This is a genomic window from Shewanella sp. S23-S33, assembly GCF_043359565.1.
Lineage (GTDB): Bacteria > Pseudomonadota > Gammaproteobacteria > Enterobacterales > Shewanellaceae > Shewanella > Shewanella oncorhynchi.
Genome location: NZ_JBHFFD010000076.1, coordinates 20,157 through 45,286 on the forward strand (window position 1 = coordinate 20,157; position 25,130 = coordinate 45,286).

Genomic DNA, 25,130 nt, shown 5'->3' on the forward strand with positions numbered 1-25,130 from the left:
ATACTCACGGCACCTTTACCACAACTTCTTCGCTGGGTAACGGACGACTCATGTTGAGTTCCTTAGAGGCAATACGCGTAATACGACTGTGCTCAGTCTGCGATTGCTCTTCTAATAATAAATTGCGCCACTCAATATCTAATCTATCTCGCTCCTGCAGTAACTGGTCCCACTGGGTTGTCAGTTGACGGCTAACATGGCTGCTATAAACCACGGCAACCGCATTACTCAGCACAAGCAAGGCTAATAACAAGATCCATTTGTGCAGCCATAAATCATGTAAAACGATCCGTGGCAGATTAATCGAGGGCTTACTCACAGTGCGCCCCTTAGTAATCTAAACGCTCGGCAATGCGTAACACTGAGCTGCGAGCTCTGGCATTGCGTTCGATTTCTTCGTCGGATGGCATAATCGCCTTGCCCACGGCACGTAACTTACGCGACTTGTTAATTTGATCTTCAGTAACCGGAAAACCGTGCGGTACACTTTCGCCTTGGCTATGACGACGAATAAAACGCTTCACGATACGATCTTCTAAAGAATGAAAACTGATGACCGACAAGCGTCCTTGGGGAGCGAGCACATTGACGGCTCCTTCAAGAGCCTGATCAATTTGATCTAATTCACTATTGATATAAATGCGGATCGCTTGAAACACCCGAGTCGCAGGGTGTTTATTGCGTTCTTTATTTTTAGTGATACGCGCAATTAAATCGGCTAAATCTTTAGTACGTAAAAACGGCGTTTTCTCACGATCGGCAGCAATACAACGGGCAATATGGCGAGCATTTTTCTCTTCACCGTAAGTTTTAAATACCCAAGCCATATCTTCAATTTCGGCACGAGCCAACCATTGCGCAGCCGTTTGGCCTTGGCTGTTATCCATACGCATATCGAGTGGACCATCGCGCAAAAAACTAAAACCGCGTTCAGCATCGTCTAGCTGGGGTGAAGACACACCTAAATCGAGTAATACGCCATCAATTTTGCCCACAAGCCCAAGCTCTTCGACATAATCGGCTAATTGACCAAAGCCACCATGCACGATTTGAAAGCGTGGATCGTCAGCAAATTGTTTGGCCGCTTCAATCGCTTGAGGATCGCGGTCGATGGCGATCAATCGACCATGTTCACCGAGTTGTTGTAATACTTGTCTTGAATGACCACCGCGGCCGAACGTGCCATCGATATAGATGCCATCGTCTTTGATGTTTAAACCGCCAACCGTTTCTGCTAGCAGTACGGATAAATGGGCAAATTCTTGACTCATTACTCTCTTCTTATTTAGTTATCACGACTCGTTAAAGTGAAAAATCCGCGAGGCGCTCATTATTAACGAGATCCTCACTTCGAATCGTTTCCTGACATTCATCAATTTGCTGCAGCCAAGATTGCTCATCCCACAGCTCAAATTTATTCAATTGCCCCACCAGCATGATGCGCTTATCTAAATTGGCATATTGCCTTAACGGTGGCGGCAGTAATATGCGCCCATTACTGTCGAGCTCCACTTCGTGGGCGTAGCCGAGTAACAGGCGTTTTAAAGATCTCTGGGTTTTATCGGTATCTGAAAGCTTCAACAACTTAGCTTCGATCAATTCCCATTCGTGAATGGGATACAAGAGTAAACAGGAGGATTGGATATCGACGGTAATCACGATGCGGCCTTGGTGCTCAAGCTGCAAAGGTTCGCGGTATCGCACTGGAATAGCGATCCGTCCCTTTGTATCTAAGTTGATAGCACTGGCTCCACGAAACACGCTAATTCATCCTATCCTTTGATTTTTGATCCACAAATATCCACTATTTCCCACAACTGCTAAGTTTAGGGACAGTCGACAAGCATTGTCAAGGGATGGGATCCTTTTATAAATCCAGTCGGCAAGCGGGTTAGCCGCATGTTGAGCACTTAACCTCGCGACAAACTTTTGACAAGAAAAACCATTAGAGATTGACTAAACAGAGGAAACAACAGGAATAAATAGCGCCGATATATTCAGCAACCTTTTGCTTTCAGGTGCTTGCGATGAAAAAAATGGGGAATTATTTCTGTATTTGTGGGATTTTACGGGTCGAGAAATAACGTCAAACTCAAAAACGCAACAAAACAAACTTACGTCCATCCTTATTCGACAGTCAAAAAAGAGTTGAAATCAGCATAAAAATCTAAATTTTTATTCCAAATAAAGACGTTCATCTTTTTACTAATGGCTGAATATTAATGTCGCGATTGCGAGAAAGATCAAAAATCCCACGTAAAATCCACAAAAAGAACCACTTTCTCCCTATACATTCACCTTATACCCGCACTAGCTACCTAATGGCTCGCCTTATTCGCCTTAACAAGTTAAACGGCGTATAGTCTAAATATTGACCTACTTCAGCCGATATCATATTAAGAGGTGTAATAACAAGGAGGCGTTATGAGTGGATTGGATAGCATTTATGCCATGCTGGCACAGCCAGTAAAAGCCGTGTTTCACCCTAAACGGGTTGTTGACCAAGTCAGCAGTGCAAGCGCAAATGCCCCCGATAGCCATGAAACACCGCAGTCGCAGTTACCTCCAGCGTTAGAAAGCCACGATACTAAAGTTAGGGAAAGACGCAAAGAATCAGATAACAATAAAAATAAGAAACGCCGTGCATCGGATGAAACCGAAACGCTAAAACTAAAAGAAGGTGTCGTACTTGAAGTGACCGATGATTCCGCAGAAATCAAGAAGCCACCGAGCCAACATATCATTGATGTAGAAGTATAAATCCGTACTGATATAAAACGGAAAAGGCGCAATCCCATTGGATTAGCGCCTTTTTATTAGCCTCTTTTAGCAGCACTATCGAGCATGTCTGAAATCAGGCCAGATTTCGAATCATGCGATACCTCAAATTAAGTTTTATCTCAAACCAATGCCGCCTCAAGGCGTATTGTTTAAGTTCGAGTTCTGGCCACCGCGTCCTGCCAACCTTCGTATAGCTGTACTCGAGTCTGGGCATCGATATTAGGGATAAAATGCTTATCAATGCAGGCTTTGTGCTCAAGCTCTATCACACTCTCCCAAAAGCCCACTGCCAACCCAGCTAAAAATGCCGCACCTAAAGCGGTTGTCTCACAAACGCTTGGCCTTAACACTTCGACATCGGTAATGTCGGCTTGAAATTGCATCAAAAAATCATTAGCGACCGCGCCGCCATCCACCTTTAAACGCTTAAGGCTGACGCCACTGTCTTTAGTCATGGCATCAAGTAAATCTTTACTCTGGTAAGCGATAGATTCCAACGCTGCCCGAATAATATGATTACGATTCGCCCCGCGCGTCAGCCCAAATAGCGCACCACGGGCATTGGGATCCCAATAGGGCGCACCGAGTCCCACAAAAGCGGGCACCAGATACACGCCATTAGTATCGGCGACCTTAGAGGCAAAATACTCGGTATCACTGGCATCACGAATAAGCCCCAGTTCATCTCGCAGCCATTGAATGGTCGCGCCGCCCATAAAGACTGAACCTTCAAGGGCATAGTTCACTTCACCCTTAGGCCCCACGGCAACTGTAGTCAATAAGCCATGGTTTGAGCGCACCGCTTTTGTCCCTGTATTCATCAACAAAAAACAACCAGTACCGTAGGTATTCTTCGCCATGCCGGGCTCGACACATAACTGACCAAAAAGCGCAGCCTGTTGATCGCCCGCCATTCCTGCAACTTGGATTTCACTGCCTTCGCCAGCAATCCGTGTCGTACCATACACGCTGCAGGAAGGTTTAACGTCAGGCAACATAGACAAGGGAATATCTAAGGCTTCGAGTAACTTATTATCCCAAGTCAGACTATGGATATTGAATAGCAAAGTACGGGCAGCATTGGTGGGATCGGTGACATGCACCTTGCCCTCGGTTAACTTCCACACGAGCCAAGTATCGATAGTGCCGAACAACAACTCGCCACGCTTGGCTTGCTCACGGGCATTGGGCACATTATCTAGAATCCATTTGATCTTAGTGCCTGAAAAATAAGGGTCGAGTAATAAACCGGTATTCTCACGCACATATTCTTCTAACCCTTGAGCTTTGAGTTGCTCACAAATCTCAGCGCTGCGACGGCACTGCCACACTATCGCGTTATAAATAGGTTTACCTGTGGCCTTCTCCCATATAACAGTGGTTTCCCGCTGATTGGTAATGCCAATGGCGGCCACTTCATCGCTGTGAATACCCGCACGCGCCAATACTTCAATTAACACTGAACTTTGGCTTGCCCAAATCTCCATGGGATCATGCTCGACCCAACCCGGATTAGGGTACAACTGGGTAAATTCCCGCTGGGACACGCTGACAATGTTTGCGTCGTGATCGAACACTATCGCCCTTGAGCTGGTCGTACCTTGATCTAAGGCCACCACGTATTTTTTCTGCACGCTACTATCCTATCTGAACTCTCCGCCTTTTTATGCTGGCGAGAATTAACATGATCCACCGACTTATGCAGTGAATATATTCGGAATTTACCGCCGTGACCAGCAAGCAAGCCGTAAAACAAGATAACGCCACCATGCTATAGCCATAAAAAAGCCCTGAAGATTCAGGGCTTTTTTTAACATACTGAACTTACATCTTGTAGCTCATTTGGATACCCGCAAGCCATACATCGCCGCTTGCTTCACCGTTAAAGTTAACAGTCGCGAGGTTCAATAGGTTTTGCTGTTCGTTGATTGGCGCATCGCCAGTCGCTTTAATATAAGTCACAGCAAAATCAACGTTCAGGTTCTTAGTTGCCTGATAACCTGCACCCACAGAGAACCACAGACGGTCAGAGTCTGGAATTGTGGTTGTGCGCCACTCGTCATTTGCCGCCGTTTTATCTAAAGCAACACCGGCACGCACTAACCAGTCGTTATTCACTTGATAAGTAGTCCCTAGCGCGAAGCGCCAGTTATCTTCGAAGTGCTCTTCTTTAACTAAATCAGACTCCAAGCCGCCCTTAGGCTTAACTTCACCAGGGAAATAAGCCACTAGTTGATCGAATACGCTCCAATCGGTCCAGTTCACGCTCGCATGCATGGCCCAGTTATCGGTCAATTGGTGATGGGAAGCTATCTCTGCAAAGGCGGGCAATTCAAGCGGTAAATAACCTTCAATGGACACATCTTGGCCGCCAGTGTACAGCACTCCTGACGCATGACCATCCAAGTCCAGTTGCACGCCGCTGTGATAAGCAAAACCCAAGCGGTGAGCCGGATTAATTTGCCAGCTTGCACCTAACTGCCAGCCATAACCCACATCATCACCCTTCATGCTTTTCAGCTCAGTGCCACCTGGAGGTAACATAGCCTGCACAGGAGCCGGCAGAGCAGGTTTGATACCATCAACCCAACCTGGTAATGAGGCACCAATTTCGCCTTCACCATAAACGATCCGTACACCAGCACCTACGCTGACAGCATCATTGATGCGATAAGCGATGTTTGGATTAAATTCAACGGTCGTAACCGAAGTCTTATTACCAAAAATAGCCGCTGCGTGAGTAGCGGGTAATTCAGTGGCTAGACCATAATTAGAGTTTACCGCTAGGCCCCAAGTCCATTGATCATTTAGCTGATTTGAATAATAAAAATTTGGCACAAGTGCGTCATCGGCCACATCCAGTGCATCGCCACCTTTCATAACAACAGGATTTGGACCAATTAACGGTGAGCTAAGGCTGACATCACCAGTCACATCGACGTTTGGCATAACGTAAATGCCACCCGCGGACAACTGACGTCCTTCTAAATAAGTCAGCATTGCAGGATTTCGACCTTGAGCCGAAGCGTTATCCGCCATAGCGGCTTCACCCGCAAAGGCGCGACCTAAACCTGTAGCAGAGTATTCCGCAAGTTGAAAACCCGCGGCATGGAGTTGAGTCGTTGAACTTAACAAGGCTGCAGTGACAGCCAAAGTCAGAAGACGTTTTTGCATTGTTATTCTCTAATCATATTATTGTTATCTGTACTACTTAGATGAGTACTGCGGCGTTCAGGCAAAATAGAGCAAACACTCCATATTGAATGCGCAGCAGTTTACTTATGCAGAAGATGTTTGCAACCAAAGGAGATAAAACAGACAGAAACTCTGAAGAAATGAGACTTTAAAACAGATTTAGTGACATACATCACCATTAAAACAAAAAACCACCTTTAAACACTCAAAAATCATTCACAACAGTCGTGATATTTAAATTAAGAATTAAACAAATATCCATATTAAACAACAATATAAAAAATTAAAACTTTGGAACACCTGTAAATCATTTAAACTCGACAAATACAGCATAAATCACTGCAGAGAATAAAATTTTCTAGTATCAAAACGACAATAAAAATTTATGCTTTAAAATACAATTAATTAAATTAAGAGTGTTTTGAGATTTAAAACAAAAACGCCTAGGTATTAACCTAGGCGCATAAATATAGACTCAACACGAGTACAAATGTGCGCTGAAAGTTTAGCGGCGCCAACTTTGGATTTGAGTTTCGTACTGACTGATTTGCGCAGCATGGGACAAGGTCAGCCCAATAGCATCTAACCCATTGAGTAACTTATGTCTCGCCGACTCTGCCAGCGTAAAACTAAACTCAGCACCTGACGGTGCAATCACTTTACAGCTTGTGAGATCAACCGTGATTTGCGCGCCTTCTTCTGCCGCCACTTCGTCCATCAACTGACGCACCTGCGCATGGGTTAACGCCACAGGCAATAGGCCATTATTGATTGAGTTGCCGTAAAAAATATCGGCAAAACTCGGCGCTATAATGGCGCGCAAACCAAAGTCCGCCAGCGCCCAAGGCGCATGTTCGCGGCTTGAACCACAACCAAAGTTTTCCTGCGACAAAAGAATTGAAGCGCCTTTATAACGAGGCTGGTTCAATGAAAACTCAGGATTAGGCACATCGCCCGCATCATCTAAATAACGCCAGTCATGAAATAAGTGCACGCCAAAACCATCGCGCGTCACCTTAGACAAAAACTGTTTCGGAATGATCTGATCCGTATCGATATTGGTGCTGTCGATCATGACCGCAAGCCCGGTATGGGTCGTAAAAGGTTGCATTAACTTCTCCTCTTGGGTTTACGGTAATTAGTAAGGTTTACGAATATCGACAAAATGCCCAGCCACCGCAGCGGCGGCGGCCATCGCCGGGCTCACCAAATGGGTACGACTACCACGGCCTTGGCGACCTTCGAAATTACGATTACTGGTCGAAGCGCAGCGATCACCCGCTTCTAATCTGTCATCATTCATCGCTAAACACATGGAACAACCCGGTAAACGCCACTCAAACCCGGCTTCGATAAATATTTTATCTAAGCCTTCGGCTTCGGCTTGGGCTTTCACTTGACCAGAACCTGGTACAACAATCGCGGTGACGCCACTCGCCACTTTACGACCTTTGGCATGTACGGCGGCGCTGCGTAAATCTTCAATCCGTGAGTTAGTGCAAGAGCCGATAAATACCTTGTTGATGTTGATATCTGTCATAGGCGTACCCGCACTCAGGCCAATGTATTCTAAAGCCTTCTCCATACTGGCACGGGTGCTTGGGTTGGCTTCATCAAGAGGATTAGGCACTTTGCCATCGATCGCTACGACTTGGCCGGGGTTAGTGCCCCAAGTCAATTGCGGTGCGATATCAGCGGCATCTAATTCAACGACAGCATCAAATACGGCGCCGTCATCGGTTTTAATGGCTTTCCAGTAAGCGACTGCCTCAGTCCAATCTTCTCCCTTAGGTGCAAATTCACGGCCTGCTAAATAATCGAAAGTGGTTTGATCCGGCGCGACCATGCCAGCCTTAGCGCCCATTTCAATCGCCATATTGCACACTGTCATGCGACCTTCCATCGACAGGGCTTCAATCGCCTCACCGCAGAACTCCACCACATAACCCGTGCCGCCATCCATGCCGATTTTGCCGATAATGGCGAGTACGATATCTTTGGCGGTCACGCCATCGCTAACATGACCACGCACTTCAATCTTCATGGTCTTAGCTTTTAACTGACGCAGGGTTTGCGTTGCTAAAACGTGCTCAACTTCCGATGTGCCAATGCCAAATGCCAATGCGCCAAAGGCGCCATGGGTCGCGGTATGGGAATCACCACAGACAATCACAGTGCCGGGCAAGGTAATACCCAACTCTGGCCCCATCACATGCACAATCCCTTGATTAGGATGATGAATATCGTATAAACGCACGCCAAAGTCTTTACAGTTTTGCGCTAAGGTTTCAACCTGTGCGCGCGCCATTGGGCTTAGGGCATCCAAGCTGGCGCTACGGGTCGAAGTGTTGTGATCCATAGTGGCAAAGGTTTTTTCCGGTGCTCGCAGTTTGCGGCCTGCTACTTTTAAGCCACTGAATGCTTGGGGAGAAGTCACTTCATGGACTAAATGTCTGTCGACATAAATGATCGGCGCTTCACCTTCAGGAGTCGCTACAACGTGGGCATCCCATACTTTTTGATACAGCGTTTTTGCCACTGCGTTTTTTGGCACAGTCGTCATTACACACCTTCCTTTATAGCATTGGCGATAAAGTCACCCATCTCGGCGGTTGATTTAGCTTGGCTACGCTTGTCGCTGCTCAATAGCTCACCAGTTAAGTAGCCAGAATTTAATGCTTTGCTTACGGCGCGTTCAATCGCACAGGCGGCTTCTTCTTGCTTTAAGCTGTGGCGCAGCATTAATGCCGCCGACTGAATTTGGGCGATAGGGTTTGCAATGCCTTTGCCCGCGATATCTGGCGCACTACCACCCGCTGGTTCAAATAAACCAAAGCCAGTGCTGTTCATGCTCGCCGATGACAACAAGCCCATAGAGCCCGTTAACATGGCGATTTCGTCGGATAAAATGTCGCCGAACAGGTTAGAACATAGCATCACATCGAACTCATCGGGACGACGTAGCAACTGCATGGTCGCATTATCGATATAAATGTGTTCAAGCTCGACATCGGGGAAATCTACCGCGACTTCTTCAACCACTTGGCGCCATAACACTGAACAGGCGAGCACATTGGCTTTATCCACTGAGGTCACTTTTTTACGGCGACCACGGGCGGCTTCAAAGGCGATGCGGGCGATACGGCTAATTTCGCGGCGGCTATAACGCATGGTATCGAAGGCTTCTTCATTTTCGCCTTCACCTTGACGACCCTTTGGCTTACCAAAATAAATGCCGCCAGTTAACTCGCGTACACATAAAACATCAAATCCACGGGCAGATATATCGCTACGCAGCGGTGACATATGTTCTAAGCCATCATGCAATTTAGCTGGGCGCAGATTACAAAACAGTTCGAAGTGACCACGCAAGGGCAGTAGTGCACCGCGCTCAGGTTGCTCATTTGGCGGTAACTTTTCCCACTTAGGGCCGCCTACTGAGCCAAATAGGATCGCATCGGCCGCTTCACAGCCCTTTAGCGTGGCATCGGGTAAGGGACAACCGTGGTTATCAATGGCAATACCGCCAACATCGAATTCAGTGTATTCGATACTCAAATCGAAACGTGCTTCAACCTCACGCAGCACTTTACGCGCCTCTGCCATCACTTCAGGACCGATCCCATCCCCTGCTAATACTGCTATTTGATAACTCATACGCCAGCCAACTCCTTTAAATGTGAATGCTCTATGCTCGACCTTGCTATTCTTTGGATGCTTTTAGCGACTAGACGCCGCCTAGCTCTCGATTTTTTTGCATGCTTTGTTTGTAATCGGCAACCTTATCTGCGCGGCACGTTAAGTTCATCACATGCACTAAAGCGCGTGCCGAGGCTTCAACCACATCGGTTGCCAAACCTACGCCGTGAAAGTTTTGCTCGTGGTAAACCGCGGTAATATCCACTTGGCCTAAGGCATTTTGACCTACGCCTTTAGCGCCTAGCTTGTAGCTGATGATATCGATTCGACGATCGGTTGCGCGAGCAATCGCGTTATAGGCAGCATCAACAGGACCATTACCCGTTGCGGCTTCGGTTTTAATTTCGCCGCCCACTTCGATACGCACAGTCGCCGTAGCAACGCCTTCAGTTGAGTCAGACTGCACCACTAATTGCTGCAATTGATAGTGATTGTCTTCTTCGGCCTGCGCTTCCATAAAGGCTAAGGCTTCTAAATCATAATCAAATACTTGGCCTTTTTTATCTGCCAATTTTAGAAACTCTTCATACAGAGTATCCATATTGTAATCGTGCTCGCTATAGCCCATTTCTTCCATGCGATGCTTGATCACATGGCGACCCGAGCGCGAGGTCATATTCAAGTTGTTGCGATTCAAACCTATGCTTTCTGGCGTCATGATTTCATAGGTATTTTGTGCTTTTAACATGCCATCCTGATGGATGCCCGACGAATGGGTAAAGGCATTGGCACCGACAATCGCCTTGTTCGCCTGCACTGGCATATTGCATAACTGGCTGACTAAATTAGAAGTACGATGAATTTCCTTGGCATTAATGCCCGTTTCTAGCCCTAACATGCCCTTACGCGTCGCTAAAATCATAGCGATCTCTTCCAGTGAACAGTTACCCGCACGCTCACCTATGCCATTGATCGTACATTCAATTTGACGCGCACCGTGCTGTACAGCGGTAATCGAGTTAGCCACAGACAAACCTAAGTCATCGTGGCAATGCACTGAGATCACCGCTTGGTCGATATTCGGCACCCGATTAAACAAAGTTTGAATGATATTGCCAAACTCGCTGGGCACTGTGTAACCGACCGTATCGGGAATATTAATGGTGCGCGCGCCCGCACGAATAGCGGCTTCTACCATACGACATAGATTATCGATGGGCGTACGCCCCGCATCCTCACAGGAAAACTCCACGTCATCAGTAAAACGGCGGGCATACTTCACTGCGCCTACGGCCATCTCTAACACTTGATCGAAAGAACGCTTCAACTTGCTCTCAACGTGAATCGTTGAGGTCGAGATAAAGGTATGGATACGGAATTGATCTGCGACAGACAAGGCCTGCGCCGCTGCATCTATGTCCTTTTCCAATGCACGGGATAAGGCACAAACACGGCTATTTTTGATGGTACGCGCTATGGTCTGCACTGACTCAAAATCACCGGGTGAAGAAACCGGAAAACCCACTTCCATCACATCCACACCGAGACGTTCCAGCGCCATAGCGATCTGTAATTTTTCTTTGACCGACAAACTTGCGGCTAACGCCTGCTCACCATCACGCAAGGTAGTATCAAATATTATGACTCTGTTAGACATCTCGCTTCTCCATGGAACGTCACCGTTCGTTAGTTAATTTTTGCCGTATTCAGATACAAAAAACCCCGCAACATCGGTGCGGGGTTTGTGAATGCTTTGCCTCTTTATCGAGCGTGCAACACTAAGACCTCCGCGTATAAACCGCGAGAGAGAGAAGGAGGAGGTCGAGTTTGCGGCTAATAATATTCATTTAATCTGTATATTTATTCTGTTTAAATTATTGAGGACGGTTAATATTTAACTTGCCTAGCCGATAGTGTCAACCCTAATTTTTTCATGTTCCACTCATTCAACCTGTCTTAAGGCTAATAACGGTGAGTTTCATCCCCAAATTAGTGATCGATTCCACAGAATTAACCGGCTGTTTGGATTCAGAAATCACTGGGATGTGTTAACTTATTCCCCTTAGAAAAAAATAGTTTTTTATGCAAAAAACGATTAAGAAAAGTTATAATCCCGCCTTAGTGATTAGGGATATTAGAACTTACGCATTTTATATGGAGCACAAAATGGATTTTCGCGTCTTGGTACTGAGCCTGTTGTTATGGCTGTTTCCCTTTGGGGCCAGTGCTATAGACCAATTAGATGAACTCACTGAACTCGTCTACCAGTATCCCAGTAAAGCACTCACTCAAATAACAGCGTTAGAAAAACAATTTGCGACCAGTGCAAGCTCAGATATCAATCGACTCAGATTAAGTGTATTGAAATGCCAAAACCTACTACAAATAGGTGAAAATGAAGCCGCTATCAACGTCGCTCAATTAGGCGAAGCAAACGCTAAACAACTTAAGCTAGATCAAGTACGACCTTATTTTTTGATTTGCCAAGCCGACGCCAACCTTAGCTATAACAATATTCAAAATGCCTTACCTTTGCTTGATTCAGCCATTAACCTAGCGCGACGTTACCAGCAACCACAAGCCTTAGTCGATGCCTTACGCTTACGTGGCCAACTCGATACCAATACAGACAACTTCTCCTCAGCTATCGAAGATTTACGCCTCGCGATTGATATTTATCCGGATATTCATACTCAAACCCAAAATTGGATTTGGCCACCACAAGCCTATGTGTATGCCGCGATGGGAAATTTACTTTATGCCACCCATGATTTCCCCCAAGCCATGTATTACACCAATCTAGCGTTACAAAGCTCGGATGCCAAGGGCAAGGTTTTACACTTTATTTTACGCAATGCAGCTCGGATAGCGCTTGATAATCAAGAGTTTGATTACAGTGATAAACTCGAAAAACAAGCTAAAGCGCTTTTGCCTGAGCTAGGTTCGCCACTTGAACTCGCATACAGTTATGCCATTTTAGCCTCAATCGCGCTCGATAAAGGCCGCATCGATAATGCCGAAGAATATCTTTCTATCGCGATTAATACGTTTAAAAAACAAAATCAACAACTAGCTACAATGCGTTCAACTCGCCTACTCGCCCAAATTCGTTTTGCTCAGCATCAAGAAGATGCCGCTTTAATCCTCATGAATCACGCTATTGAGCAAGCTGAAAACCTAAAGCAATACTCAGATCTCAAAGGATTCTACGGGATCATGAGCGATCACTACTTAGAAAAAGGGGATTTTAAACAAGCCTATTCTTTCTTACTCAAACGCTATCGAGCGGCCGAGCTCACCAATCAAGCAATGAATAATGCTCGGATATTGCAGTTTAAGGCCCGTCTAAATCAACAAGATCTGCAGCAGGAGCCAAATAGCACTGCACCAGAAAAAGATTCAATCTTACAAGAGCTAAATGTCGATTGGGCCTATAGCACACTGTTCTTAATCGCAATGGCATTATTGGGCGGAGCTATTTGGTATTTGATTGATAAACAGAATAATCGTGCCCCACATATTGAAGGTAATGAACCTGCGGAAACGCTGCTCCAACAAGTCACATCAGCATTAAACAGTGCCAAACAAGGTAATTACCCACTGTCTTTATTATTGTTTAATGCGAGTCAGATCCGTCAAGTTGACCTACCTCTCTTACAGGATGAGCTACAACACAGACTACGGGAGCAAGATAAGTTAATCCGATATTCGATGGATGAAATTGTCATTATCCTGCCGCATACCTCGGCAACTGGTGCTAAAAGAGTCGTTAGTCAGTTGGTTGCTTGCATTCAGCCTTGGCAGGGTTCAAGTAAGGTCAATATTGGTATAGCGGCAATGCAACAGTTTGATACGTTAGAGTCTTTAATCAAACGAGCCAGTATCAATCAATTGGGCAAGGTTAAAATCAATGAGAATAATCCAAACCATTATTCTCCCGCTAAATAAGCCGTAATTTCATCGAGAAAAGCGTCACCGAAACGACTCAGTTTACGCTCGCCAACCCCGTTGACGGCGAGCATTTCCCCCGCGCTCGTTGGCATCATGGCTGCCATTTCTGCAAGGGTAGCGTCGTTAAAGACTAAATACGGCGGCACATCCTGCTGCTCGGCAATGGTTCTACGCAATAACTTCAACCGTGCGAACAACTTACGGTCATAATTCAACGGTGCTTTAGACTGACTCGCCTTACGTTTTGTGGTTGTTAACTGAATACGCGGTTCAGCAAGCATTAGCGCCACTTCCCCTTTGAGCACAGGCCGTGCCGATGGGTTTAAGGTAATAGAGGAGCCACGAGTCACATCTTGACTCGCCAGTCCCAAATGAATGAGTTGGCGGATCACACTCAGCCAATATTCATGGCTCTTGTCTTTACCAATCCCCCAAGTCGTGAGTTTGTCATGCCCTCGATCGACTATCGGCGCGCCTTTCGAACCGCGCATCACTTCAATTAAATGATTGATACCAAAACGCTGGCCTAAACGGAAAATACATGACAACACCTTCTGTGCATCTTCGGTGCCGTTATAACGCTTAGGCGGGTCGAGGCAAATGTCGCAGTTGCCACAGGGCTCTAGGGCGCTCTCATCAAAGTAATGCAGCAACACTTGGCGGCGACAGGTCTGTGCCTCGGCAAAGGCGGCCATAGTATTAAGTTTGTGGAATTCGACCTGTTGCTGCGGTCCTGGCTCGGACTGTTCAATCAAATGTCGCACCCGACCAATATCGGCGGGATCGAACAACATAAAAGCTTCTGCATCGAGCCCATCACGTCCTGCTCGGCCCGTTTCCTGATAATAGGCTTCGATACTTTTCGGGATATCGTAATGCACTACAAAGCGCACATTCGACTTATTAATCCCCATACCAAAAGCCACAGTGGCAACCACAATATCAATTTGATCTTTAAGGAAACTATCCTGTACTGCACCACGGTCTTCCTGCGTCATTCCCGCATGATAGGCCTTGGCATTAAAACCTTGCAGGCATAAACGGTCAGCCACTTCATCGACACGACGGCGACTGCTGCAATAAATAATGCCGTTAGTGCCATTCTGCTGCGTTAAAAAATGTCGTAACTGATTAGCTGCATTAAGCTTTTCGGCGACTGTATAGCGAATATTGGGCCGATCGAAACTTGAAAGTAAACGGAACGGGTCAATACCGAGCCGCTCACAAATACTCTGTCGAGTCGCCTGATCTGCTGTTGCGGTCAGCGCCATCATGGGCACATAGGGGAAGAGTTGCTTTAACTGGCCGAGCGCCGCATATTCAGGGCGAAAATCATGACCCCACTGACTGATACAATGCGCCTCATCGATGGCAAACATCGCCAGCTGGAGAGACTGCATACGCTCAATAAAATCAGCGGTTAATAAGCGCTCAGGTGACACATAAAGCAGTTTTAACTCACCGTGGCGTAGCTGCCTTAATACTTCGGCACTCTGCTCGCGTGGCAAAGAAGAATTCAGATAAGCCGCAGCAACACCGGTTTGCAACAAGCTATCGACTTGATCTTTCATCAAAGAAATCAATGGGGAGACAACAATAGTGATGCCATTCATCATCAAGGCGGGTAACTGATAACACAGACTCTTACCGCCGCCCGTTGGCATGATCACTAAGCAATCTTGCCCGCCGCAGACACGTTCTATCACCTCCCGCTGACCGTCCCTAAAGTCACGGTAACCAAACACCTGTGCGAGGCGTTGCGAGAGCGGATCATCATGCGTGTCGAGTACGAGCTTTTCCATGGATCTTCTATGTCAAAAGTGAGGGGGCCTATTCTAAAGGACTGAACCGCTCCTGTCTTGCGCCATCTTGTCGTAAACCCATTCTGGATAAATGTCATCGACTAAGATCGCCCTCCCTCAACTAACCATAATGCCCATAGCCAATTTATCTTCAATCTGGCTTAAGTTGCATTCTGCGCACGCTTCACTGTAGATTAATTGCTCTAAGCCGCACTTTGTTAATCTAAGTGTTGATAACAAATCCAATTACGCCTAATACCGTCACTCAGTGACAAGGATGAGAAACCATGACAAACCCAATCCAAGCCGAGATATTAAGCCGAGTGGCAGAAGTCTTTGATCAACATGTCCCTTTTCATAATCTGCTCGGGCTCGATATTAAACGCTACGATGTCGACGGTGTCGAAGTGGTCATCAATATGAAACCAGAACTTATTGGCAATATCCATCAACAGATCCTCCACGGCGGTGTCACAGCTACAGTACTAGATGTGGTCGGCGGACTTACCGCATTTGCAGGACTGGTCGCAAGCCGTGAAGATTGGACGATTGAAGAATTACAACAACGCCTCCAAACTTTAGGGACGATTGATATGCGCGTCGATTATCTGCGGCCGGGACGCGGCCTCACCTTTACGGGCACGGGCAGCGTCATTCGTGCGGGTAATAGAGTTTCAGTATGCCGCATGGAACTACATAATGAGCAAGGCACGCATATCGCTTTTGGAACAGGGACTTATATGGTGGGCTAGCCGCTTCACCGCAGATAACTCATTTACCGTATTAAAGATCAAAGCCAGTGAACATCTTGATTAGCAAGATGTTTACTGGCTCTAATCGGCCATTCAATCTCTTATCGAGATATTCTGTAACCAAAAGAACGCGGCGATGCCCTTGAGTCAGCGGTCAGACACACCTACAATCGCCACCTTGTTGTTCTTCGAAGATGTCTCATGCCAGATCTTGAATACCGCAAAGGGATCCTACTTGCCGTCAGTGCTTACTGTATGTGGGGTTTTGCGCCTTTATATTTCAAATTACTCAACCATGTTTCCGCCACCGAAATTTTGCTCCATCGGGTGATTTGGTCATTCGTGTTTATGCTGATGATTATGCAGTTTATCGGCGGGTTCTCACGCTTACGCTTACTGTTTAAACAGCCTAAACAGCTGATGGTTCTCACCATTACTTCCATATTGATCGCGGGAAACTGGCTACTATTTATCTGGGCGGTAAATAACGATCACATGCTCGATGCCAGCCTAGGTTACTTCATCAATCCTTTACTCAACGTCTTACTCGGTATGTTATTTCTAGGCGAAAGATTGCGTAAACTGCAATGGTTTGCGGTTTCACTCGCCAGCGCTGGCGTATTGATCCAGTTAATCTCTTTTGGCTCAATTCCCATCGTCTCACTGGCACTCGCGGGCACCTTTGGTTTCTATGCGCTGCTGCGAAAAAAGGTCAATGTGGATACTAAGGCCGGATTATTGGTCGAAACCGCAGTGTTATTACCGGTAGCGCTGATTTATCTCGTCGCAACCTTAGACACTGCCACGGCGAGCATGCTGACTAACGATTGGCAATTGAATCTGATGTTAATGGCGGCTGGGATAGTGACTACCATTCCTTTGCTGTGTTTTGCAGGGGCAGCAGTACGTATTCCATTGTCTATGCTCGGCTTTTTCCAATATATTGGCCCGAGTATTATGTTCATCCTCGCGGTGAGTCTGTTCAATGAGCCCTTCGATGCCGAAAAAGGCGTGACCTTCGGCTTTATCTGGAGCGCGCTACTCGTCTTTACCTTAGATATGGCCTATAAACGCAAGACGGCGTAAGCATTATCACGCCGATACACAGTTGCAGAAGTGATGACATATGATGATTACTTTTGTAACTGTGCTAAAAACTCACTCCCTTGCGATACTGTCAGTAATAAACTGTAGCCTTTAGTCGTTGGCACTAACACTAACTGCGATTTATCTGTTATCGCCAAAAATGCCTTGCCTTTTCTCTGTAGATTAAACCAGCCCAATTGAAAGCCCGGCATGCCTATGCCGTTGGTTTTAAAGCTCGGCGTTAAATCTGCCTCTTGTTGCAAATCGACTATGCGTGCCTCGGCGGGCAATAAATCCGCGCGGGATAACTGCACTTTATAGAAGGGAACATCCACTGTGAGCTCTGTATCGGTTAACACTAATTCGGCGCTATTCGATTGATAGAAGACCCAAGAAAATCCGCCCATCATCACCAGTAATATACCTAAACTCGCCGACTTCGCTATCTTAGGCATATTTTTTAGCCATAACATCAGCAAGATACCCGCTAAACCGAGCAATAAGACGATAAAGCTGAAGATAGAGGTTTGGGTTAAAGGGGCAAGTTCAAAAAATTGAGGACTCATTGGCAGTATCTCCCGTGCAGTGAAGTCTTAATCTGCCAATAAAGACATATTATGTCAATAAAAATGCCAGCGCTAATATGAGTACTAGGCTGGCATTGATTGGATTGATTTAGAACGGCTTAAAGATCGAGCGCGAGAATTTTGGAGCGGCGTTGATAGTTATACAACTGCTTCTTCTTCTGCGGCAGTGCTTCAACATCTTCAATCACAAAACCATGCTCTAAGAACCAGTGAATGCTCCGAGTTGTCAATGCAAACAATCGTGAATAACCACGGTTTCTGGCCTGATTGATAATGTTCTTCAGCAGTAAGCTCCCTCTATCGGCATCGCGATAATCAGGATGCACCACCAAACAAGCAAACTCACCCGCATTGTCCTCTTCAAAAGGATAGAGCGCAGCACAACCAATCACTAAACCATCGCGTTCAATCAACATGAACTGTTCGATTTCGATCTCAAGCTGCTCACGGCTACGACGCACCAGAATGCCTTGCTCCTCCAATGGACGGATAAGGTTCAGTACACCGCCAATATCAGCGATCGACGCACAGCGTAAACGCTCGGCACTCTCAGTCACGATTTGCGTGCCTATCCCTTCGCGAGAAAACAGTTCCTGCAACAAGGCGCCATCTTCGAGGTAGCTAACTAAATGACAACGCGGTACGCCATTGCGGCAAGCATCGATACTGGCTTTGAGAAACGCCATAGTGCCAACACAAGCAGACCCTTGCTCGGCCAGCTTGTTCATGATGTTTTGCGCATCATTTGGCATCAACTCGGCAATCACATCGCCATTACGATCGAGAATACCGTTCTGTGAGCTAAAGCCGATCATCTTGTCGGCTTTGAGCTTAATTGCCACTTGAGTCGCGATTTCCTCGGCGGTGAGATTAAAGCTTTCACCAGTAACCGAAGCCGCAATCGGCCCCATCAATACGATGCAGTGATTATCTAACTGACGTTTTAAGCCTTGCACATCAATACGACGCACTTTGCCACTCAGACAAAAGTCCACACCATTATCCACACCCAGTGGTTGAGCAATCACAAAGTTGCCGCTCACTAAGTTAATTTGCGCACCTTGCATCGGCGTATTACTTAAACTCATGGATAAACGCGCTGTGATATCAAATTGCAGTGCACCCGCAACTTGCTTAATCACTTTGAGCGAATCTTCATCCGTGATACGCACACCGTCGTGGTAGGCAGGCGCAATACCGTTGGCGGCTAATGCAGCATCAATCTGCGGCCTAGCGCCATATACCAACACCACTTTGATCCCTAAACTGTGCAGCAGGGCGACATCATTTAAGATGGCGCGGAATTGATTTTGAGCCAAAGCTTCACCACCCAGCATGACCACAAAAGTTTTACCTCTGTGGGCATTAACATAGGGGGCAGAATGACGAAATCCATCAACCAGTTCAGTGGTACGCACGCGTTATTTACACCTCATTTTTGAGCTGGCAGCGTCACTATGACACACCAGGAATGAATCGCTAACTTTCGCGTATGGTATTGCATTTTAATTCACATATAAAGAATTTATTCTCACTAAAGTGCAGATTTGATGATTTAAAGTGCTTAGAACTGCACTATTTTATATTTTCAGTAAGTGTTCACACTTTTTTAACTTCACAGGGGATGATTCAGCGGCATCAGTTTGCGAGGCAATTATCTCAACTTGATGACTAGCCACTAAAAAAATGCAAAAAAAAGCCCCTTAAATAAGGGGCTTTTCTCGAAACACTAACCAAGGATTACTTGATTTTGGCTTCTTTGTAGATAACGTGCTGACGAATAACTGGATCAAATTTTTTGATTTCCATTTTTTCAGGCATGTTACGCTTGTTTTTTTCAGTTGTGTAGAAGTGACCAGTCTTAGCTGTAGAAACTAATTTGATCTTCTCACGATTACCTTTAGCTTTAGCCATGATCTATTATACCTTCTCGCCACGAGCACGAAGTTCAGCAACAACAACTTCGATACCTTTTTTGTCGATCAGACGAATACCTTTAGTAGATACACGTAACTGTACGAAACGCTTTTCTTCTTCTAACCAAAAACGGTGGTTTTGTAGGTTAGGTAAAAAACGACGACGGGTCGCGTTTTTTGCGTGCGAACGGTTGTTACCAACCATCGGCTTCTTGCCAGTAACTTGGCATACTCTTGACATGTCAATCTTCTCCAAAAACAATTTTAACGCTCGAGCATTAATGTGCCTCGTATGGCCGTCGCCCGAGGCACAAAGAGGGCGCATTTTATACACGATCACAGAGTGAAGATCAAGTGTTAGATTAATTAATCCAGCCTCGTTCTGCAAAAGAAACTATCTCTCGATCACCTACAACCATATGGTCCAACAAGGATACGTCTATGGTTGCTAACGCATTTTTTAATCGCTCAGTTATTCGTCGGTCAGCCTGACTGGGCTCGGCAATACCAGACGGATGATTATGACAAACTATAACTGCTGCGGCCTTTTTCTCCAGCACTAAGCTCACCACTTCACGTGGATACACTGAGGCTGAGTCTATTGTGCCGCGGAATAATTCGACAAATTGAATCACTCTATGCTGGCTATCCAGCAGTAAAACTGCGAACACTTCATAGGAGCGATCGGCCAATTGTCGCATTAAATAGTCCCGAGTTAAATCGGGATTTGTCAAAACCTGACCTCTTTGCAGATTTTCCTGCGCTACACGCCGCGCTAATTCGGCCGCAGCTTGAAGCTGGGCGTATTTTACAGGTCCTACGCCCGGAAGTCGACACACCTGATTTCTTGGGGCACAGAGCAGGTTTCTGAGGCCGCCAAACTCGCAAATAAGCGACCTAGCAAGGTCAACCGCGTTTAATCCGGCTAAACCGTTACGCAGCAATACTGCCAGTAATTCAGCATCGGAGAGATGCGCAGCTCCTTTTTGTAACAGTTTATCTCTGGGACCTTCGCCCTCAGGCCAATCTTTAATCCCCATATGACCTCCCTGTCATCTCACATATTTTCACTTTACTGAGTATGGACGAGATTTTTTGAACTGGGATAGTCACTAAAATTCACTACTTTGTGATATTGTTGCCGGCATTATTTCTATCTCGGATGATGTCTGTGAGTCTGACAAATAAAAACGTCCTGCTGGGCATTGGCGGCGGTATTGCGGCCTATAAAAGTGCTGATTTAGTACGTCGCTTGAAAGAGCGTGGTTTTGATGTGCGCGTGGTGATGAGCCAAAGTGCGATGGAATTTATCACGCCTCTGACGCTGCAAGCGTTGTCTGGACATCCAGTGGCATCTAGCCTGCTCGACCCCGCAGCAGAAGCAGCCATGGGCCATATAGAACTTGCTCGTTGGGCAGATCTCGTCATCATAGCCCCTGCAACCGCAAACCTATTGGCGCGGATTAATGCAGGCATGGCCGATGAGCTAATCACCACCACGTGTCTTGCCACTGAGGCGCCAATTGCCCTGTGCCCCGCAATGAATCAGCAGATGTATCGCAATGTGGCGACGCAAGCGAATTTAACTAGCCTCGCATCACGTGGTTTTACACTTTGGGGACCCGCCAGTGGCAGTCAGGCCTGTGGTGAAGTGGGTCCAGGACGCATGCTCGAACCGCTAGAAATTGCCGAGCTAGCCAGTGATTTTTTTGCAACAAAAGAAGTCTCTGCGCTGCCTCTTGCAGGCCAGTCGGTGCTGATCACCGCCGGACCAACCCGTGAAGCAATTGATCCCGTCAGATACATTTCAAATCACAGTTCTGGAAAAATGGGCTTTGCACTGGCTAAAGCCGCGGCAGATATGGGTGCAGCAGTCACCTTAGTCTCAGGCCCCGTAAATCTCAGCACCCCAGAAGGCGTGACACGTATTGATGTTGAATCGGCGCAAAATATGCTCGATGCTGTTATGGATAACGTTGATAAAAAAGATATTTTTATTGGCTGCGCCGCCGTTGCAGACTACCGCATTAGCGATATTGCTACCTGTAAGATCAAAAAATCGACCGAAGAAATGCAACTTGCGCTAGTGAGGAATCCTGATATCTTAGCCACGGTTGCGAGCTTACCTAACCGTCCTTTTGTGGTGGGATTTGCCGCCGAAACCCATGATGTAGAAGCCTATGCGCGCGATAAGCTCAAACGTAAAAACTTGAACATGATCGCCGCAAACGACGTTTCCATTGCTGGCCTAGGCTTTAATGCCGATGCTAATGCCCTGCGTGTTTTCTGGCCGCACGGCAGTCAAGATTTGCCTGCTACTGACAAACTCACGTTGGCACGGCAATTACTTTCGTTGATAGTGAAAGAAAAAACAAATACATGAAAACACCGATTGAATTAAAAATTCTCGACTCCCGTATCGGCTCAGAATTTCCCTTGCCCGCTTACGCCACCGCAGGCAGTGCAGGCATGGATCTTCGCGCCATGATAGACACGGCTTTAACCATAGCACCGGGTGAAACAGTGCTCATTCCCACGGGGATTGCCATTCATGTGGCCGACCCAGGACTTGCAGCGGTGATTTTACCGCGCTCAGGCCTGGGCCATAAACACGGTATCGTACTGGGGAATCTAGTCGGACTCATAGATTCAGATTACCAAGGCCCCTTAATGGTATCTTGTTGGAATCGTGGTGACAGTCCATTCACCTTAGAAATGGGCGATCGTCTCGCGCAACTGGTGTTTGTTCCTGTGGTACAAGCACAATTCAAACTCGTTGATGAGTTCGACAGCTCAGACCGTGGTGAAGGCGGATTTGGCCATTCAGGCACTAAATAATCCCCTAAGTCGTTATTGAGCCAAGGATACTGCAATGGCTGTAAGCCCAAAAATTAATCGTCGTGAACACATTCTGCAATGTCTAGCGCAGATGCTAGAAACCAACCCAGGACAAAGGATCACCACAGCGAAACTGGCCTCAGAAGTCGGTGTATCGGAAGCCGCCCTGTATCGCCACTTCCCGAGTAAAGCGCGGATGTTCGAAGGCCTAATCGAATTTATCGAAGAGTCGTTATTGTCGCGCATCAATTTAATCATGGATGACGAAAAAGACACCATGAAGCGCTGCCAGTTGGTACTGCAACTGCTGCTGATCTTTGCCGAGCGTAACCCAGGAATTTCCCGCGTTCTCAACGGTGATGCTCTACTCGGTGAAAATGAACGCCTGCGAAGTCGTATTGGTAACTTATTTGCCAAAATTGAAACCCAGTTAAAGCAAATTTTACGGGAAAAAACCCTGCGAGAAGGTAAAGGCTTCAACTTAGACGAAGCCATATTAGCCAATTTACTGTTAGCCTTTGCCGAAGGCCGCATCGCCCAATTTGTACGAAGTGAATTCAAACTCAAACCGACGACACACTTCGATGAACAGTGGCGTTTTATCCAGCACCAACTTTTACAAAGCTAATGATTTTTCAACATAAAGGACGGTAACTATCGTCCTTTATGTTGAGTATTTCCGTTCTTGCAAGAATGCTCAGTTTCCTAAAAACCAATCTGAAACTTTAGAATTGACTCAAACTTGCCGACACTGCTAGGCTAAACTCGATTGGCAGTGGCAAATTTAAAGCCGATATCCGATAAGGACTATCGGCTTTTTCATGTGGCCTATGCGCGTTTTTCGGTATGAATTGTCTGCAATTCGCGCTATCCTCCTCCCCCTATTCTTGCCCTAGCGAGAATAACAATAATTTGTATCTGATGCTGAACAGCCCAAGTACCACGCGATGATCAGCATAGGTTTTCTGTTATAGCCGCTACGACGTAGTGGAGGATAAGATGGCATTAAGTGAAGCAGCAGTAAAAGTACAAGCCGCGTTATTAGAACGTGGACTTGAAACCCCAATGCTCCCAAGCGTTTACAGCAGTGAAGAACGTAAAGACAAGATTGAACATCATATGAAAGAAATCCTGACATTAATGTCATTGGATCTGTCAGACGATAGCCTTGCCGATACGCCGCGCCGCATTGCTAAAATGTACGTCGATGAAATCTTCTCCGGCTTAGATTATGCGAACTTCCCTAAGATCACGGTTATCGACAATAAGATGGGCTTCGATGAAATGGTGCGAGTGCAAGACATTAGCCTCACCAGCACCTGCGAACACCATTTAGTGACGATCGATGGCACTGCCACCATAGCTTATCTACCACGCAAAAAAATCATTGGTTTATCAAAGATTAACCGTATTGTGCGTTTCTTTGCCCAACGTCCACAAGTGCAAGAGCGTTTGACTCAGCAAGTGTTAGTCGCGCTACAAACCTTGCTCGAAACCAAAGACGTTGCCGTTAAAATGGATGCCGTGCATTACTGCGTAAAATCCCGTGGCGTGATGGACTCCACCAGTTCAACCACCACCACAGCGCTGGGCGGTATTTTCAAATCTAACCCCGCAACTCGCGCCGAGTTTTTGCACCAGTCTAAATAAAAGTATTGAAACTTAACGTGATTTAAAACGTGTCGAAATCAATCAATACAGCTCAATAAAAAACGCTGCGATTCCTTCTATAGAATTGCAGCGTTTTTTGTTTTCATACCCACTCAATCAAACCTTTCTCAACCTAGCTAAGATCAATGCTGGCTGATTAACTGATTTCACAAAGTTAGTGATCGCTACTTGATCAATACCAGCGGCTAAGCACTCGATTTAAATGCCGTATTGCTCGCGGTACTGGCTCACGGCGGCAAGTTGCACTTCCATTCCAGGCTTTTCTGATAAATAGCTAATGAGGTCGGCAAGTTTAATGATCGCCACTATGCCGCAGCCAAAATCACGCTCAACCTCTTGAATAGCCGATAACTCGCCCTTGCCTTTCTCTTGTCTATCTAAGGCGATCAACACACCGGCTAATTGTGCCTTATGGGCTTCGATGATTTCCATCGACTCACGAATTGCCGTACCGGCAGTGATCACGTCGTCTACCAACATAACGCGGCCTTTCAGCTCGCTTCCGACTAAGCTGCCACCTTCGCCGTGATCTTTTTTCTCTTTGCGGTTAAAGCAGTAAGGGATATCGATATCGTGGTGTTCACACAGGGCAACCGCCGTAGTGGTCGCAATCGGAATGCCTTTGTAAGCTGGGCCAAACAGCAAATCGTAATCAATGCCAGAATCCACCAACGCAGCGGCATAGAAACGGCCTAAACGCGCTAAGTCACGGCCAGTATTGAACAAACCCGCATTGAAGAAATAAGGACTGATACGACCCGATTTAAGGGTAAATTCGCCAAATCGCAACACCTGACGTTCTAAGGCAAATTCAATAAACTCACGTTGATAGGCTTTCACAATATCTCCTTACGGCTTTGTCTTTTATTGGTTTTTATTAGGTAATGTTTTATTAGGCAACATTTAATTCGG

At 46.4% G+C, this 25,130-nt stretch carries 24 protein-coding genes; 8 read left to right on the plus strand and 16 right to left on the minus strand.

The features are described 5' to 3' along the window. Nucleotides 1-4: 4 nt before the first annotated feature. The 3 genes from ftsL to mraZ are packed head-to-tail and all read right to left on the minus strand — an operon-like array spanning nt 5 to nt 1,761. Nucleotides 5-319: a cell division protein FtsL gene (ftsL, locus tag ACHA99_RS21660; RefSeq protein ID WP_263140609.1), complete on the minus strand. Its 315-nt coding sequence runs from the start codon at nt 317-319 to the stop codon at nt 5-7. Between the two features lie 10 nt (nt 320-329). Next, nucleotides 330-1,271, minus strand: coding sequence for a 16S rRNA (cytosine(1402)-N(4))-methyltransferase RsmH (gene rsmH / locus ACHA99_RS21665; RefSeq protein WP_105251189.1), 942 nt, complete (start codon nt 1,269-1,271; stop codon nt 330-332). Nucleotides 1,272-1,302: 31 nt separating this feature from the next. Beyond that, entirely contained in the window at nt 1,303-1,761 is a 459-nt protein-coding gene (gene mraZ / locus ACHA99_RS21670) for a division/cell wall cluster transcriptional repressor MraZ (RefSeq protein WP_263140611.1), read from the minus strand. 663 nt (nt 1,762-2,424) lie between these two features. Here mraZ and ACHA99_RS21675 point away from each other — a divergent pair. After that, nucleotides 2,425-2,760, plus strand: a complete 336-nt coding sequence (locus ACHA99_RS21675; RefSeq protein ID WP_173247350.1) for a hypothetical protein — start codon at nt 2,425-2,427, stop codon at nt 2,758-2,760. A 170-nt stretch (nt 2,761-2,930) separates the two neighbouring features. Here the strand turns inward: ACHA99_RS21675 and glpK are convergent, their stop codons facing one another. The 6 genes from glpK to leuA all read right to left on the minus strand — a co-directional run bounded on the left by glpK (nt 2,931) and on the right by leuA (nt 11,272). Next, nucleotides 2,931-4,415, minus strand: coding sequence for a glycerol kinase GlpK (gene glpK, locus ACHA99_RS21680; RefSeq protein ID WP_393944896.1), 1,485 nt, complete (start codon nt 4,413-4,415; stop codon nt 2,931-2,933). A 190-nt stretch (nt 4,416-4,605) separates the two neighbouring features. After that, nucleotides 4,606-5,955 carry an outer membrane protein transport protein gene (locus tag ACHA99_RS21685; RefSeq protein ID WP_263164963.1) on the minus strand — a complete coding sequence of 450 codons (1,350 nt, stop codon included), beginning with the start codon at nt 5,953-5,955 and terminating at the stop codon, nt 4,606-4,608. A gap of 526 nt (nt 5,956-6,481) precedes the next feature. Continuing rightward, nucleotides 6,482-7,087, minus strand: a complete 606-nt coding sequence (gene leuD / locus ACHA99_RS21690) for a 3-isopropylmalate dehydratase small subunit (RefSeq protein WP_263174357.1) — start codon at nt 7,085-7,087, stop codon at nt 6,482-6,484. Nucleotides 7,088-7,114: 27 nt separating this feature from the next. Next, complete coding sequence (gene leuC / locus ACHA99_RS21695) at nt 7,115-8,515, minus strand: 3-isopropylmalate dehydratase large subunit (protein WP_393945004.1); 1,401 nt, start codon at nt 8,513-8,515, stop codon at nt 7,115-7,117. 23 nt (nt 8,516-8,538) lie between these two features. After that, complete coding sequence (gene leuB, locus ACHA99_RS21700) at nt 8,539-9,633, minus strand: 3-isopropylmalate dehydrogenase (RefSeq protein ID WP_393944898.1); 1,095 nt, start codon at nt 9,631-9,633, stop codon at nt 8,539-8,541. A gap of 70 nt (nt 9,634-9,703) precedes the next feature. Continuing rightward, on the minus strand, nt 9,704-11,272 hold the full coding sequence (leuA, locus tag ACHA99_RS21705; protein ID WP_113941087.1) for a 2-isopropylmalate synthase: 1,569 nt from the start codon (nt 11,270-11,272) through the stop codon (nt 9,704-9,706). A 509-nt stretch (nt 11,273-11,781) separates the two neighbouring features. Between leuA and ACHA99_RS21710 the strand changes: the two genes are divergently transcribed. After that, nucleotides 11,782-13,563, plus strand: coding sequence for a diguanylate cyclase domain-containing protein (locus tag ACHA99_RS21710; protein ID WP_393944901.1), 1,782 nt, complete (start codon nt 11,782-11,784; stop codon nt 13,561-13,563). Here the strand turns inward: ACHA99_RS21710 and recQ are convergent. Further along, nucleotides 13,545-15,368 carry a DNA helicase RecQ gene (gene recQ / locus ACHA99_RS21715; protein ID WP_393944903.1) on the minus strand — a complete coding sequence of 608 codons (1,824 nt, stop codon included), beginning with the start codon at nt 15,366-15,368 and terminating at the stop codon, nt 13,545-13,547. The two genes, ACHA99_RS21710 and recQ, sit on opposite strands and share 19 nt — an antisense overlap. 287 nt (nt 15,369-15,655) lie before the next feature. Between recQ and ACHA99_RS21720 the strand changes: the two genes are divergently transcribed. Then, nucleotides 15,656-16,120: a thioesterase family protein gene (locus tag ACHA99_RS21720; protein WP_131525639.1), complete on the plus strand. Its 465-nt coding sequence runs from the start codon at nt 15,656-15,658 to the stop codon at nt 16,118-16,120. A gap of 201 nt (nt 16,121-16,321) precedes the next feature. After that, entirely contained in the window at nt 16,322-17,206 is an 885-nt protein-coding gene (gene rarD / locus ACHA99_RS21725) for an EamA family transporter RarD (protein ID WP_393944905.1), read from the plus strand. A gap of 47 nt (nt 17,207-17,253) precedes the next feature. Here the strand turns inward: rarD and ACHA99_RS21730 are convergent, their stop codons facing one another. The 5 genes from ACHA99_RS21730 to radC form a co-directional block, all read right to left on the minus strand. Next, on the minus strand, nt 17,254-17,772 hold the full coding sequence (locus ACHA99_RS21730; RefSeq protein ID WP_393944907.1) for a PH domain-containing protein: 519 nt from the start codon (nt 17,770-17,772) through the stop codon (nt 17,254-17,256). 119 nt (nt 17,773-17,891) lie between these two features. Further along, nucleotides 17,892-19,211, minus strand: coding sequence for an amino-acid N-acetyltransferase (gene argA / locus ACHA99_RS21735; protein WP_105251176.1), 1,320 nt, complete (start codon nt 19,209-19,211; stop codon nt 17,892-17,894). 322 nt (nt 19,212-19,533) lie between these two features. Continuing rightward, nucleotides 19,534-19,707, minus strand: a complete 174-nt coding sequence (rpmG, locus tag ACHA99_RS21740; RefSeq protein WP_006079871.1) for a 50S ribosomal protein L33 — start codon at nt 19,705-19,707, stop codon at nt 19,534-19,536. Nucleotides 19,708-19,713: 6 nt separating this feature from the next. Beyond that, nucleotides 19,714-19,950: a 50S ribosomal protein L28 gene (rpmB, locus tag ACHA99_RS21745; protein ID WP_006079870.1), complete on the minus strand. Its 237-nt coding sequence runs from the start codon at nt 19,948-19,950 to the stop codon at nt 19,714-19,716. 121 nt (nt 19,951-20,071) lie between these two features. After that, entirely contained in the window at nt 20,072-20,749 is a 678-nt protein-coding gene (gene radC, locus ACHA99_RS21750; RefSeq protein ID WP_113941095.1) for a DNA repair protein RadC, read from the minus strand. Between the two features lie 122 nt (nt 20,750-20,871). On the opposite strand from radC, the gene coaBC reads away from it, so the two are divergent. From coaBC to folE, 4 genes are all read left to right on the plus strand, one after another. Further along, nucleotides 20,872-22,092, plus strand: coding sequence for a bifunctional phosphopantothenoylcysteine decarboxylase/phosphopantothenate--cysteine ligase CoaBC (gene coaBC, locus ACHA99_RS21755; RefSeq protein WP_393945006.1), 1,221 nt, complete (start codon nt 20,872-20,874; stop codon nt 22,090-22,092). After that, entirely contained in the window at nt 22,089-22,547 is a 459-nt protein-coding gene (gene dut, locus ACHA99_RS21760; protein WP_105251173.1) for a dUTP diphosphatase, read from the plus strand. The genes coaBC and dut overlap by 4 nt, the downstream gene beginning before the upstream one ends. Nucleotides 22,548-22,581: 34 nt before the next feature. Continuing rightward, nucleotides 22,582-23,175, plus strand: a complete 594-nt coding sequence (gene slmA, locus ACHA99_RS21765; protein ID WP_113941097.1) for a nucleoid occlusion factor SlmA — start codon at nt 22,582-22,584, stop codon at nt 23,173-23,175. Nucleotides 23,176-23,546: 371 nt separating this feature from the next. After that, nucleotides 23,547-24,197, plus strand: a complete 651-nt coding sequence (gene folE / locus ACHA99_RS21770; protein WP_006079864.1) for a GTP cyclohydrolase I FolE — start codon at nt 23,547-23,549, stop codon at nt 24,195-24,197. 219 nt (nt 24,198-24,416) lie between these two features. Here the strand turns inward: folE and pyrE are convergent, their stop codons facing one another. Continuing rightward, on the minus strand, nt 24,417-25,058 hold the full coding sequence (gene pyrE, locus ACHA99_RS21775; protein ID WP_006079863.1) for an orotate phosphoribosyltransferase: 642 nt from the start codon (nt 25,056-25,058) through the stop codon (nt 24,417-24,419). Between the last annotated feature and the right edge of the window lie 72 nt (nt 25,059-25,130).

Bases quoted from the DNA above. Each gene is read 5' to 3' on its own strand.
- rsmH (WP_105251189.1), bottom strand. From the start codon at position 1,271: ATGAGTCAAGAATTTGCCCATTTATCCGTACTGCTAGCAGAAACGGTT.
- ACHA99_RS21675 (WP_173247350.1), top strand. From the start codon at position 2,425: ATGAGTGGATTGGATAGCATTTATGCCATGCTGGCACAGCCAGTAAAA.
- ACHA99_RS21685 (WP_263164963.1), bottom strand. From the start codon at position 5,955: ATGCAAAAACGTCTTCTGACTTTGGCTGTCACTGCAGCCTTGTTAAGT.
- leuD (WP_263174357.1), bottom strand. From the start codon at position 7,087: ATGCAACCTTTTACGACCCATACCGGGCTTGCGGTCATGATCGACAGC.
- leuB (WP_393944898.1), bottom strand. From the start codon at position 9,633: ATGAGTTATCAAATAGCAGTATTAGCAGGGGATGGGATCGGTCCTGAA.
- leuA (WP_113941087.1), bottom strand. From the start codon at position 11,272: ATGTCTAACAGAGTCATAATATTTGATACTACCTTGCGTGATGGTGAG.
- ACHA99_RS21710 (WP_393944901.1), top strand. From the start codon at position 11,782: ATGGATTTTCGCGTCTTGGTACTGAGCCTGTTGTTATGGCTGTTTCCC.
- recQ (WP_393944903.1), bottom strand. From the start codon at position 15,368: ATGGAAAAGCTCGTACTCGACACGCATGATGATCCGCTCTCGCAACGC.
- ACHA99_RS21720 (WP_131525639.1), top strand. From the start codon at position 15,656: ATGACAAACCCAATCCAAGCCGAGATATTAAGCCGAGTGGCAGAAGTC.
- rarD (WP_393944905.1), top strand. From the start codon at position 16,322: ATGCCAGATCTTGAATACCGCAAAGGGATCCTACTTGCCGTCAGTGCT.
- ACHA99_RS21730 (WP_393944907.1), bottom strand. From the start codon at position 17,772: ATGAGTCCTCAATTTTTTGAACTTGCCCCTTTAACCCAAACCTCTATC.
- rpmG (WP_006079871.1), bottom strand. From the start codon at position 19,707: ATGGCTAAAGCTAAAGGTAATCGTGAGAAGATCAAATTAGTTTCTACA.
- rpmB (WP_006079870.1), bottom strand. From the start codon at position 19,950: ATGTCAAGAGTATGCCAAGTTACTGGCAAGAAGCCGATGGTTGGTAAC.
- radC (WP_113941095.1), bottom strand. From the start codon at position 20,749: ATGGGGATTAAAGATTGGCCTGAGGGCGAAGGTCCCAGAGATAAACTG.
- coaBC (WP_393945006.1), top strand. From the start codon at position 20,872: ATGATGTCTGTGAGTCTGACAAATAAAAACGTCCTGCTGGGCATTGGC.
- dut (WP_105251173.1), top strand. From the start codon at position 22,089: ATGAAAACACCGATTGAATTAAAAATTCTCGACTCCCGTATCGGCTCA.
- slmA (WP_113941097.1), top strand. From the start codon at position 22,582: ATGGCTGTAAGCCCAAAAATTAATCGTCGTGAACACATTCTGCAATGT.
- folE (WP_006079864.1), top strand. From the start codon at position 23,547: ATGGCATTAAGTGAAGCAGCAGTAAAAGTACAAGCCGCGTTATTAGAA.